This is a genomic window from Shewanella aestuarii (genome assembly GCF_011765625.1).
GTDB classification, from domain to species: domain Bacteria; phylum Pseudomonadota; class Gammaproteobacteria; order Enterobacterales; family Shewanellaceae; genus Shewanella; species Shewanella aestuarii_A.
The window spans coordinates 3,980,001-3,992,830 of record NZ_CP050313.1; the positions used below are offsets into that span (position 1 = coordinate 3,980,001).

Consider the following 12,830-nt stretch of genomic DNA (forward strand, 5'->3'; position numbering starts at 1 on the left):
GAAGGCCCGAAGGTCCCCTCCTTTCCCCCGTAGGGCGTATGCGGTATTAGCAGTCGTTTCCAACTGTTATCCCCCTCGACTGGGCAGATCCCTAGGCATTACTCACCCGTCCGCCGCTCGCCGGCAAAGATAGCAAGCTATCTTCCCGCTGCCGCTCGACTTGCATGTGTTAGGCCTGCCGCCAGCGTTCAATCTGAGCCATGATCAAACTCTTCAATTAAAGTTTTTTGAGACTAAGTCTCGGCTCAATGAATTCTGATTGCTTTATCAACCGAAGTTAACAAAGTCTTTTGTACATATTGCTATGAACATTCATCATTCTCATTTAAGAGAGAAGACATTGAGTTTAAATTTTTGATTGCTTCCTAAGAAGCAATTTCGAATAACTCAATACCCGTGAATGTCCACACAGATTTCTTGTTTAGTTTGTTAAAGAGCGTTACTAATGCCGAAAGAATTAACCTTCGCTTAGCGGCCGTTGACGCTAGGTCGTTGGCTTGGGCTGCGTATTTTACGCTTTCCCGTGTTGGCGTCAAGTGTTTTTTCAAACTTTCTTTTCGCCTTAATTTGATTGCTTATTTGCTAATCAAATCAGGCTGGCTCGGTGTTGGCTATTGCTGTCTGCCGTGTCAGTGGATGCGCATTATAGGCAGATAAGTTTTTAGCGCAAGGGCTTTTTTGAAGTTTTTTGCAAAAATAAAGCTGATGGCATCTTTTTTAATCTAAACGGGCAAAAATGGAACTATTTTGCCCGTTTAGATGCACTTTAGCCGACTACATTTTAGAAAACTAGTTACCAAAGAAGCGTGTTTCCTGAGTTGTTGTCACTAATTCACCATCTATTTCGGACTTTACAACTATATTTATATTGGTAACGCTTCTTTTTAACTCAACGGGATCTACCGCGACGCTAATTGGGAGGGTTAATACTTCACCACCATCAATATCGACTGTTTGCGGTCCTATCCATTTAGCATTATCTATACCTTCTACACTTAATTGATATTGATGTTTTGCTTCTGTCTTATTGAGGATTTTAATTGTGAAAGTATTTTCAATCTCACCAAGATTGTTTTCTCTATACAGAGCATTACGGTCACGGATAACATCCATTCTAACCGGCGCAATAGTAGCACTAGCATAGATGAACAATAGAATCATGACGGTTAATACGACACCATAACCTACTAACTTAGGTCTAAGTACGCTCTCTTTAATACCATCAAGTTTATTTTCGGTTGTGTAACTAATGAGCCCTTTATCATAGCCCATTCGTTCCATCGTGGTATCGCAAGCATCGATACAAGCACCACAGTTAATGCACTCGTATTGTAAACCATTGCGAATATCAATACCGGTTGGACATACCTGCACACACAAGTCACAGTCAATACAGTCACCTAAACCCAAGGCTTTTGGATCCGCTTTACGTGACCGTGGTCCCCGGGTTTCACCGCGAGACGCATCATAACCGACAATAAAAGTGTTTTTATCAAACATGGCAGATTGGAATCGTGCGTAGGGACACATGTGAAGACACATGATTTCTCGCATCCAACCAGCATTGCCATAAGTCGCTAATGTGAAGAACACCACCCAGAAGTACACTCCACCGCTAGCATTTAGGGTGAATACATCGATATAGACTTCTGCACTTGGAACAAAGTAAGATACAAACGTCATGGAGGTGAGTAAGGAAATTAATAGCCATGCCGTATGTTTGGCACTTTTACGCCATAACTTATCAAAGCTCCAGGGCATTTGATCTAGCTTAATCCTCTTGTTACGCGCGCCTTCAAGTTTTTCTTCAAACCAAATAAAGATAAACGTCCATACGGTTTGGGGGCAGGTATAACCACACCAAACCCTACCTAGATAGGTTGTGACAAAAAACAAGCCAAAAGCAGCAATCATAAATAGTGCTGCTAAAAGTGTAAGATCTTGCGGCCAAATAGTAAGTCCAAAAACATGAAACTTTTGTTCAGCTAGATTGAACCACACCGCCTGACGGTCACCCCATGGGATCCAGGGTAGAATAAGAAAGAAGGATAAGGCTATCCATCCCATTCGTCTGCGCAAGGTGCTCCAAATACCATCAACGGCACGAACATATATACGATTTCGAGGATTAAAGCGGTCGGCTTTACTGGCATCTGGCTGGTGAATCTTAATGCGAGATTGTTTTGAAAAATCCTTGGGTTTAGATTCCATTGTCATTTTACAGCCTTACTACATTAACATTACATAAAAACTAGAATAGTATATACCTTTCTAACACTAACTTGGGCAAAAAAATGAGAGGTTGGATAGGTTTAGCTATCATTGGTGGGATAATTTATTACTTTGCTACTGAGACCGATAAATTGGATGAACCCATTGAGTATGTTCAAAGCTTTTTTTCAGCTGCTGACAAAAAACTGTCTTCAATGACAGGCACCAAAATTCAAAAAATTAGTGAGCAAGCTCCACAGAAAATTAAAAACCTAATTTATGAGCGTTTATCAACTATCGAAATTAGAGAATTAGACGGTACATTTACCTCAAACGAAGCAATTGCTGATTTTAAACAAGAATACTGCCAAGGTAGCAAAATAACCCACCCCGTATTTAGCAAAGACAATTTGCAGTTCATTTGTGACAAGATTTAATTAACGGTTTTCCGCTTACCCGATTGACCTAAGAATTAATAACGCCTAGCCTTTAAAGATTACATTGAAAAAGGCTAGCTTATTATGACCAAACAGGTTTCTGATACTTTCGACGTGACGCTTTGGGATAGCGTTGAGGGATTCAACTTTGAAGACATCACTTATCACCGAGCTAAAGACCAAGGCACTGTTAGGATTGCAATTAACCGTCCTGATTGTCTTAATTCTTTCCGCCCCAAAACGGTTGATGAACTCTACACAGCATTAGATCATGCCCGTCAGTGGTCAGATGTGGGCTGTGTATTAATTACCGGTAATGGCCCATCGGCCAAAGGCCAACACTCTTTCTGTGCCGGAGGCGATCAGCGCATCCGTGGTAAAGATGGCTATAAATACGAAGGAGCAGAGGAAGGTAAGCCTGATGTTGCAAGAATGGGTCGTTTGCATATTTTAGAAGTGCAACGTCTAATTCGCTTTATGCCAAAAGTCGTGATAGCTGTGGTACCTGGTTGGGCTGTTGGCGGTGGTCATAGCTTACATGTAGTGTGCGATCTCACCTTAGCCTCTAAAGAGCATGCTATTTTTAAACAAACCGATCCTGATGTGGGCAGTTTTGACTCAGGCTATGGCAGCGCATATTTAGCCAAAATGATTGGCCAGAAACGCGCCCGTGAAATCTTCTTCTTAGGCTTTAATTATACAGCTGATGAAGCCTTTGATATGGGGATGGTTAACCGCTCTATTCCTCATGCTGAACTTGAAACTGAAGCGTTAAACTGGGCGAAAGAAATTAACAGTAAATCTCCAACAGCCATGCGTATGCTAAAATATGGCTTTAACTTGCCTGATGATGGCTTGGTAGGGCAGCAATTATTTGCTGGTGAAGCCACTCGTTTAGCTTACGGTACCGAGGAAGCGCAAGAAGGCCGTGATGCCTTTTTAGAAAAACGTGACCAAGACTTTTCTAAGTTCCCTTGGCATTATTGATGGTTGCTGCGAATTGCTGCTGATGCAAGTCAGGCATTATTTGCCTACAACAGCATCTAAGAACCTCCACGCACCAATCCGCCAAAATATCGCTTTGCAGGGTTAAACTCACAGGCGAAATATAAAATCACTAAATTGTGGCCAACGCAGTTATTTGAATACTCGGATAATGTGTTAGATGTGATTGAAGGCCAAATATTTACAGGTGAGGCACTGATGTTAATTGGTATGCAGTTGCCAATCACCTTTCCTCAAACATCACTCATATTCGAGTTAACACAAGTTTAAGCAAGGCTTACTTTTCATTAATACAAAAATGCACCTTAAATTGAGGTGCATTTTTTGTGTCTGGGCTATATCAATGGTCAGCACTCATCACGAATAAAGATAAGAATTAAAGCCTAGATTCAATCAACTCTAGAGCTTCTTGTAAAATCATCGATACCGCTGCTTGGGCTAACACAGGATTACGCATTTTAATTGCATTATAAATTTCGGCATGCTTTGCAACATCAGTGCCAGCCACCCCTTTAATTTTATTGGTGTAGCGAATACTCACTCGCAATGCTGTACTAATAAACTCGGTTAACTGCACAAAAAAACGATTACCACTGGCACTTAAAATGCTGGTGTGAAAAGCAATATCGGCTTCTAGCGGATCATCTAAACCTTGATCGGCTTCAGCCATACGCTCTAAGGCTTTAGCAATATTATCTAACTGCTCATCGGTAGCATTCATTGAGGCTAACATAGCCGCTTGCGGTTCTAGTGCCACTCTCACCTGGGTGAATTCTTTGAGTAAAGATAAAGAAGGTTTACTACTTAATATCCAACGTAGAACATCTGTATCAAACATATTCCAGTGACTTTCAGGCATCACTCTAATGCCTTGTTTAGGACGAGAAGTGATTAAACCTTTAGCAGACAGCATTTTGACCGCTTCGCGAGTAGAGCTGCGGCTAACATCATACTCGACACACAAATCAGCTTCAGAGGGTAACCCCTCACCAATAGGATAAACACCTTGCACGATTGCTACACCAAGATCGTGAGTTAGTTGATGGGTTAAATTCTGTCGGGGTGCGCTGGCCATGCCTGTAAAAGTCCAAGTTGAGAGTACATAAATCTGTTATATCATATTTAAACACATCTATGTTATAATTTTGTTTTAATGTCAAATGAGTGGTAAGAAGTGGGCGTTTAACCCTTTCAGCTCCATTATTATCAAAAATATTAACCCACTATGGATGCTAGAAAAGCTGAGTTGGTAATGGCAATCGTATTCGACCAATACAACAAGGGATGGAACATAACTTGAATAGTTAGACCCAATATCAAAAACTAAAAAGGAAAAGTCATTTTTATCACTGGTGCAGCAAGCTAAGGTTGCCTTTATCGACATAAATAGCCAAGCCACTGACCAGCTTACCGCCTCGTTCCTCTCTCAAATGAGAGAATCCATTTGATTTAAAACTGTATGTTACAAATTGCCATTGATGAAGCAGCCGCTCACTTTGGCGCCCTAGATGTACTTATTATCAATCTTGCTGACGACTCGCGCCATAACGTTGAGAATATCTCAGCAGACCAATGGCATAGATGCATGCAAGTCAATTTAGAACCTGCCTTTTCGCTTCTCAAGCAGCCTTTAAAATCATGAAACAATACACCAGTGGCAGCATTTATAATTTCAGCTCAATCACTGCCTTAATTAGCTCACAGCAAATGACCGGATATGTCACAGCAAAGATGGAGCTAATGGGAATGACTCGTTCGCTGGCAAAAGAATTTGTTGAATATAGGATACGTGTCAATGCCATTTTACCCGGATGGGTTACAACAGAAAAACAACTATCAAGTTGGTTAACCGAGCAAGAAGAACAAAAGTGGATGGAGTCAATGTCGATAAAGCACCGTATTACGCCCAAAGATGTGGCTGCGTTAGCGCTATTTTTGGCTTCAGACAACAGTGAGTTAATCACAGGTCAGTGCATTAATATTGAAGGTAGGAGAGCGTAACAGTATCCAGTTGTCATCACTTTATTGCTGTAGATTGGGGAACCATCCATTTGCTCGCCAACCTATGCAAAACAAGCTCTAAAACTCAACCCCAACATCTGAATAATCTGATATTTAAAGATAAATCCCCAGCAAAATGACTAGCATCGCAGGGAGCTAGCCATTTTTTTAACGCGACCTAAATATAAAATCCTCTGTTAAAGACTAATGCTTTAAAGGTAAACGGCAGCAAATAAATCAATCAGAAGCTTCTCTAGCAGGAGAAGCGCAAGGTTCGTTGCAGTTAAAACATCTGAAATCCACTGCGCCACCAGCGTTATCTGGATAATATTAATCACCATAACAACCAAAACCTTTTGAACTGCGTATCAACACTATCTAATTACTCTGAGCAGCAAAGCTTAGGTCAACAAAAGAGATAGGTATGTTTTCATTTTTTAACAAAGATCCCATCAAAAAACTCAATAAACAATATGAAGCCAAGCTTGAACAAGCCATGCATGCCCAGCGTAAAGGAGATATTAGAAGCTATTCAATGCTTACCGCTGAAGCTGAAAAAATTAACCAACAAATGATAGCCATTGAACAACGCCAAACTGACGATTAAGCGGCTAATAAAATAGCTAATGAGTCATTGTAGCGTTAAGGCTGTTTTTGCCACTGAAAATATGCAACATCTGCCAATGCCAGCATAGGAATGTCTTCATCGGTATCACCATAGGCATAAATGCGCTCAAATTGGCTTAAGTTAACCACACGATGAACAGCACTGACTTTGTTGTCACCATGACAATCGCCATCTTTATAGCGTCCCGTATAGCGATGACGGTTTATGGTCAACTCACTACAGATACACTCAATCCCTTGCTGGTGGCACCAAATAGACAAATAAGGGCTAATGGAGGCCGACACCACAATAATTTTATCCCCTTGCAGCTTGTGCCAGTCAATTCGCTGTTGTGCTTGTGGCCTTATTATTAACAGTAAATGTTGATCGACATAATCTCGCGCTAACATCGCCACCTGGGCAACATTGCGCCGCCAAAAAGCAACAAAGGTTATCATTGGGCGTATTTTGGCCGCTGGAAATAAGCCAAGTTTGTACAGCAGAATAAAAGGAAATAACAACAGCATACCAAACCAAAGTCGCAACTTGGGCGTGGCATAAAAGATAAATGCACTGAAACTATCTTCTGTGGTTATCGTGCCATCAAAATCAAACAACGCAATATTCATTAATATTCCAATTTAAAGGCAAGATCTTCAACATAAAAACTTGTTTTAACTCGTTTTATTGCTTGGAAAATAGCTCACATTGGTTTTATTAACCAGCGCCTGAGCTTGGTGCCACTCTAATGGCTTTGACAAATAAAACCCTTGTACCGTATTGCAGCCTAATTTTTTAACATGATCCAGCTCTTTCTCGCTTTGTACCCCTTCTATAGCCACATCTAAACCATGAATATTGGCAAGGTCATAAATAATGTCTATTAGTGGTTTATTACCCACTTGAACGCCTTGCATTTGCAACAGGAATGAACGATCAATTTTTAACGAATCCAACGGATAATGATTTAAATGACTAAAAGCGGAATAATTTACCCCAAAGTCATCAATGGCTATTTTTATCCCTAGGGCTTTTAATCTGGTGAGATTAATCAATACCTTGTTATTTTCAACTAATAAAGATGCCTCAGATATTTCAAATATCACCTTATATGGCGGTATTTTGTGTTGCAGCATCAAGGCTGATACCTCAGCAACAAAGCTGTCATTAAACAGCTCTCGGGAAGATATATTGATTGCTAACGTACCATCAAATTCCTGCAAGCGTCTAAGAGTTGCCAACTTAGTCAAGGCTTCAGCAATAACCCATAAATCAATTTTTGTAATTAAATCGCTTTGCTCAGCAATCGCAATAAACTTATCTGGCCCAATACCCTTTTTATTTAACTCCGGTGCCCGCAGTAAAACTTCAAAACCCTTTACCGCAAGAGTTGCTGTTTCATAAGAAGGAAGGAATACTAAATAGAAGGAATTTTCACGTAATGCTTTTACAATTTCAGATTCAATATACTTCTGCTCTTTTAGCTGGTTATCTAAAGAATCATCATAAATACAATAATTATTTTTACCGCCATTTTTAGCGGCATACATGGCGCTATCAGCCTGTTGTAAAAATGCATCCGCTTTACATTTATTACCTTGTTGGAATGCTATGCCAATACTGGCATGAACATCATAGGTTTTACCGTCAACCTCAAATCCATCCTCAAACAAGGCAATAATCCGCTTGGCGATGACCTTTAGATCATCAACCACGGGAAGCCCTTCTAGTAATACTACAAATTCATCCCCACCTAAGCGGGCAACACACTGGCGTTGAAATTTATTTTTGGCACGATTGGTTTTTCTTAACGAATTGGTCAATCTATTCGCAAATGTCACCAATACACGATCACCGGCCTCGTGGCCAAAGTTGTCATTAACATATTTAAAATTATCTAAATCGATAAACAGCAATCCTAAGGTACCTATTTCGGCCTTAGATGAATGCATTTTTTTATCTAATACTCGGTTGAAATGCGCCCTATTTGCCAGCCCGGTTAACTCATCATTATTGGCTAGCTGTTGAATACGCTCAATTAAGGCAAGATAACTATTATTAAGTTCAGCCACCTCATCGTCTGTATCAAGCGGAATAAGCGCCTCACTATCCCCTCGTTGTATGGCATTAATGCCTAGCGCTAACTCAGTTATGGGACGAATAATTTGCTTGTAAATAAGTAAGTGCAAAATAAGGTAACAAAATAACGATAAGGCCAGCGCAGCTAGGCCAATTTGAATTTTTAACTCTGTCAATTGCTTGGCAAAAAATTGCTTGCTTAAGCTAACATTTACCAAGCCATTAAATACGGTGATAGCAAAATGATATGAATCATCACCTTCAACATGTTCAACAACAATCCTATTATTAAGCCTTTTTTCTGTTAAAGGGTGGGTAAACATTTCAATGGTAAGGTAATCTTGATATTGACTAACATCTTGATTAAAAATGTTTCTGAAATAATCTGGTTTTAATCTGGTTTGCACAACCACTAAATCATCTGTGTAGTTATATAAAGGTTCTGACACTAAAAGGTAAGGCGAGAAAACACGGTATAACTGCAATTGATAGGGTTTAGAATCTGTCGAAACAATTTGATAATAATTAGCAAATATACGTTTGCGGCTTTTACTGGCTATAGCATTATTAATTTTGTTGATCAAAAAATCGCTTGATTCCGTCACCGTGGCATCAGTAAACGGATCGTCAAAATCCACATAGCTGATAGGCCGCTTGCTTAAATCAAAAATCGCGATATCTTGAATGTACTCGCTTTCACTCGATTTAATAAATCGATCTAAAAACTGCGCGCTAACCCGAATATCAGTATCATCATTTTTAGCACGTTCAAATAAGTCAGCAGCTTCTTTACTTTGTAGTTGATAATTAATCATGTTTTCAACTGCAATAACTTTGGCAACCCCATTACTTGCTATGCGTTCAAATTGATGTGAAAAAGCACTCAGCGTAGCGTTGATAAGGTTATATTTTACAGATTGATAAAAGAAAAATGAAAACGTAAAAAACACTACCGCAATTGCAGGTAATAAAATTAAGTTAATTCGTTTTCTAAGTTTCATTATTACTTATCTTTTAACAAATTGTTCATTCGCTGACGCAGCAGCATAGACTCATCACTCACTGGCTGATAAAAACTGCTACGTGCTTGAATGTCTGAAGAAATAAATAAATCAGGATCAGATAAGTAACTTTCGCTGCCCAGCTTAACCGCTGCATCGTTAGTGGTAGAAAACAAGATTTCTTCCGCTACGGCAATTGCCACTTGGGGATCGTTAATATAATTCAAAAAAGATAAAGTAGCTTCAGTGGCATTCTCTTCAAATGGTATTGCTAAGCAATCAACCCAAAACAAGGTACCCTCATCTGGAACGACGTATTTCCAGTCTGTTTGGCCGCTATTTTTGGTTATAGATGCAATATCACCACTGTAGGCCATCCCTAAACTAGCTCGGCTTTTATCTTGGTTAATGGCGGTATGGGTGAGTAGATATTGATAACTTAACAGGTAGGGCTCTTGTTGTTTTAGAGTATCAAAAGCCACTTTTAAGTCATCTTTGTTTTCAGAAAAAGGGGGTAAATTATTAGCAATCAAAGCAACCGCGGCAGTATCAAGATTATCTTTAATCATCAAGGTTCTATTTTGATGCTCAGCTGGTGGGGTAAATAACTGAGACCAAGAAGTAATAGGGGTTTTACTGACACTTTCTCGATAGGCTATTCCGATGGTGCCTTTTGCATAAGGGATCCCTACATCACCACATGCCTGACGCCATTTAGGATTATGATTGGATATACTTGGCATCGATGTTTCAGAAAAACGATACATGGGCTGTTTGCTATTGTTGATGCCCAACATCAAGCTATCAATCAAAACGATATTAAAATTTTTCGCTTGCTCACTCAGTAACAAATTGTCTCGGTCTGGCTCACTATCATAATAAGTTAGCGTGATTTTATGACCAGTTTGTTGTTCAAACTCAGCAATAATGTCATCTGAAAAATAATCTTCCCACGTATAAATATTGATGTCATCTGCATATGCCGCCCCAGAACACATCATCAAGGATGCCAATACAAAACGCTTTTTAATACTTGATAGATTCATCATGTTCTTTTAACCCATTTTATTGAGCGTTTCACCCATGTAGTTTGCGCCACAGGAGGAAGGCAACTAACATCAACAGCGTTGCATTGGAGTAACTATTCTATAACATAATGCTAAATATTTCCGAGCAATTTAAACTGATTGAGCTTGGCGGGCATAACGATTGGCCAGCATAGCGCAGTAAAAAATTTGAATTGGGTGATAAAGCATAATCGGCAATAACATCATCCCTAGTCCAGGATCATTACCAAAAATAACCTGCGCCATAGGAACACCGGCTGCCAAGGTTTTTTTGGTGCCACAAAATACCGCTGCGACCTCATCGGGTACAGAAAAATTACAGCGCCTTGCCCCCCATTGAATAGAGTGAACCATGAATAACATCACCAACACACAAATAGCGATACAGGCCGCCAACAAACTTACCGAAAAATCACGCCAAATACCGTTGATCACCGAGTCACAAAAAGCGTTATAAACAATCAAAATAATGACCACTTTATCCACTTTGCCAATAACTGATTTATGTTTATCAATCCACTTTAGTAATAAAGGACGCAACAATTGCCCTAATACCATAGGAATTAACAACAACTTAGCGATAGAGATGACAGAATCCATTAGATTGAGTTCTGCACCTTCAAGATTCATAAATAATCGAATAAGCAGTGGCGTAATTAACACGCCGATGATGCTTGAAAGTGAAGCGTTGAAAATAGCCGCGGGCACATTGCCCTTGCCAACACTTGTCATTGCCACAGATGATGAAATGGTGCTTGGTAACACAAAAAGATAGCAAAAACCAAACGCTAACGCCGCCGGCATATAAGCTAAAAATGTACTGCCAAAAATGAGCCATAAGATAGGGTAAGCCACAAAGGTTGCTGACTGAATGTAAATATGCAATCGCCAATTCGAAACCCCAGCTTTAATGGCTTGAGGCGATAAATTTAGACCATGGAGAAAAAAAACAATGGCAACACCAATACCGGTTAGCTGATCAAGATGAAGCACTCCACCCGAACGCCCCACCTCAGCAGAAAAGACCGCCAAGATAATAGCGATAACCATCCCCACCAAAAACCATTCTTTTTTAATTGCGTTAATTATTTTCATATGCTGAAACTTAGCGTGAATTTTATGACTAACAATAAGCTGAGCTAACAGGGTTAACTCAACTCACATTAGACCATGAAAATGCCACTCCCCCGAGTTTTTTATGTTATTTAAATTGAGGAAGTTTAATTGAAATCAATGCAGTGACCGCAACAAATAAAGTAGACACCCACAAACAGGCTTCCAAACCATAGAACTGAAACACCAGCCCCGATAATACTGTACCAATTAATCGCCCCATCGCATTAGCCATATAATAAAAGCCCACATCAAGGGACACTTGATCACTGCTGGCATAACTCACAATTAAATAACTATGCAAAGACGAGTTAACCGCAAACACAGCCCCAAACACTAACAAGCCAATAATAATGCTGCTTTGCACATAGAAATCCAGATGCAATGCCAGTGCGATAGCTGCGGGTATTAAGGTTAAATAACTTGCCCACAATACCGCTGCCCGCCCGCTGGGGACTTGACCATGATTTTTACCGGTAATATAAGGCGCTAATGATTGGACAATACCATAGCCAATCACCCAGCTTGCCATAAAACCGCCAACCCACCAGTGATCCCAGTTAAAGGTCGCAGCTAAAAACACAGGCAAAGCCACGACAAACCACACATCACGGGCACCGAATAAAAACATTCTTGCTGCAGATAAAATATTGATTGAACGGCTTTTTGAAAACAAATCTTTAAACTTAGGCTTATTCTTGGCTTTGCCTAAATCTTGTTTAAGGCTAATTAAGCTAAACAGCCAAACTAGCGCCAACAGTGAGGCCATTAAAATAATAGCCCCCTGAACTCAAGCAAGGTCAGTAATAATCCCCCTAAGAAAAAACCCACCCCCTTTAAGGCATTTTTTGAACCAGTGAGAATAGCAACCCATTGATATAGCTTGCCCTCCGCCCCGCTGGCACCAAGAGTTTAATGGCGCTTTTAGCGCTCATTTTATTTAAATCTTTGGCAATACCGGACAGCGCTTGTGCCAGCATCACATAGCCAATGCTGAGCATGTCAGCAGGCACGACTAACATGGTTAAAGCAATAATTTGCAACCCTAAACCGATATTCATGGTTTTATTAAGCCCCAAACGCGCCCCAAGCCAACCACCAACTAAGTTAGTCACCACCCCAAAGATTTCATAAAACAAAAACAGCATGGCAATATTGAGTGGGCTATAACCTAAATGGTGAAAATACAGTACCACCAGCATCCGCAGCGCACCATCAGTTAACGTAAACGCCCAATAATTGCCTGTTATCACCAAGTATTGCTTAATTTGTGGTGATAAATTGCTTAACGATAAAAACCCCATTAATT

The 12,830-nt window shown here is 40.1% G+C and carries 10 protein-coding genes, 1 rRNA gene and 3 pseudogenes (1 of these 14 only partly in view); 5 read left to right on the forward strand and 9 right to left on the reverse strand.

Annotation, left to right across the window (positions count from 1 at the left end):
- Both HBH39_RS17295 and ccoG read right to left on the reverse strand, forming a co-directional pair.
- Positions 1-220 (reverse strand): 16S ribosomal RNA (locus tag HBH39_RS17295) (it extends 1,325 nt beyond the left edge of the window).
- Positions 221-789: 569 nt separating this feature from the next.
- Positions 790-2,217, reverse strand: coding sequence for a cytochrome c oxidase accessory protein CcoG (ccoG, locus tag HBH39_RS17300; protein WP_167679863.1), 1,428 nt, complete (start codon positions 2,215-2,217; stop codon positions 790-792).
- A 77-nt stretch (positions 2,218-2,294) separates the two neighbouring features.
- Between ccoG and HBH39_RS17305 the strand changes: the two genes are divergently transcribed.
- From HBH39_RS17305 to HBH39_RS20165, 3 genes and pseudogenes are all read left to right on the forward strand, one after another.
- Positions 2,295-2,648 (forward strand): hypothetical protein, encoded by a 354-nt coding sequence (locus HBH39_RS17305; RefSeq protein ID WP_167679864.1) that lies wholly within the window; start codon positions 2,295-2,297, stop codon positions 2,646-2,648.
- Between the two features lie 84 nt (positions 2,649-2,732).
- Positions 2,733-3,635: a 1,4-dihydroxy-2-naphthoyl-CoA synthase gene (locus HBH39_RS17310; protein ID WP_167679865.1), complete on the forward strand. Its 903-nt coding sequence runs from the start codon at positions 2,733-2,735 to the stop codon at positions 3,633-3,635.
- A gap of 78 nt (positions 3,636-3,713) precedes the next feature.
- Positions 3,714-3,923 (forward strand): annotated as a pseudogene (locus HBH39_RS20165) (GH36 C-terminal domain-containing protein); the annotation flags it as partial.
- Between the two features lie 106 nt (positions 3,924-4,029).
- On the opposite strand, the gene HBH39_RS17320 reads toward HBH39_RS20165, so the two are convergent.
- Positions 4,030-4,728 (reverse strand): FadR/GntR family transcriptional regulator, encoded by a 699-nt coding sequence (locus HBH39_RS17320; protein ID WP_167679866.1) that lies wholly within the window; start codon positions 4,726-4,728, stop codon positions 4,030-4,032.
- Between the two features lie 384 nt (positions 4,729-5,112).
- On the opposite strand from HBH39_RS17320, the pseudogene HBH39_RS17325 reads away from it, so the two are divergent.
- Positions 5,113-5,654: pseudogene (locus tag HBH39_RS17325) on the forward strand (SDR family NAD(P)-dependent oxidoreductase).
- A gap of 212 nt (positions 5,655-5,866) precedes the next feature.
- Here HBH39_RS17325 and HBH39_RS20005 read toward each other — a convergent pair.
- Positions 5,867-5,995 carry a hypothetical protein gene (locus HBH39_RS20005; protein WP_280117337.1) on the reverse strand — a complete coding sequence of 43 codons (129 nt, stop codon included), beginning with the start codon at positions 5,993-5,995 and terminating at the stop codon, positions 5,867-5,869.
- Between the two features lie 83 nt (positions 5,996-6,078).
- Between HBH39_RS20005 and HBH39_RS17330 the strand changes: the two genes are divergently transcribed.
- Complete coding sequence (locus HBH39_RS17330; protein ID WP_167679867.1) at positions 6,079-6,261, forward strand: DUF6435 family protein; 183 nt, start codon at positions 6,079-6,081, stop codon at positions 6,259-6,261.
- 35 nt (positions 6,262-6,296) lie between these two features.
- On the opposite strand, the gene HBH39_RS17335 is transcribed toward HBH39_RS17330, so the two are convergent.
- From HBH39_RS17335 to arsJ, 5 genes and pseudogenes are all read right to left on the reverse strand, one after another.
- Positions 6,297-6,890 carry an HAD family hydrolase gene (locus tag HBH39_RS17335; RefSeq protein ID WP_167679868.1) on the reverse strand — a complete coding sequence of 198 codons (594 nt, stop codon included), beginning with the start codon at positions 6,888-6,890 and terminating at the stop codon, positions 6,297-6,299.
- 45 nt (positions 6,891-6,935) lie between these two features.
- Positions 6,936-9,341 carry an EAL domain-containing protein gene (locus HBH39_RS17340; protein ID WP_167679869.1) on the reverse strand — a complete coding sequence of 802 codons (2,406 nt, stop codon included), beginning with the start codon at positions 9,339-9,341 and terminating at the stop codon, positions 6,936-6,938.
- 2 nt (positions 9,342-9,343) lie between these two features.
- Positions 9,344-10,390: a polyamine ABC transporter substrate-binding protein gene (locus tag HBH39_RS17345; RefSeq protein WP_167679870.1), complete on the reverse strand. Its 1,047-nt coding sequence runs from the start codon at positions 10,388-10,390 to the stop codon at positions 9,344-9,346.
- Between the two features lie 129 nt (positions 10,391-10,519).
- On the reverse strand, positions 10,520-11,503 hold the full coding sequence (locus HBH39_RS17350; protein WP_167679871.1) for a bile acid:sodium symporter family protein: 984 nt from the start codon (positions 11,501-11,503) through the stop codon (positions 10,520-10,522).
- A gap of 106 nt (positions 11,504-11,609) precedes the next feature.
- Positions 11,610-12,825 (reverse strand): annotated as a pseudogene (arsJ, locus tag HBH39_RS17355) (organoarsenical effux MFS transporter ArsJ).
- Positions 12,826-12,830: the final 5 nt, after the last annotated feature.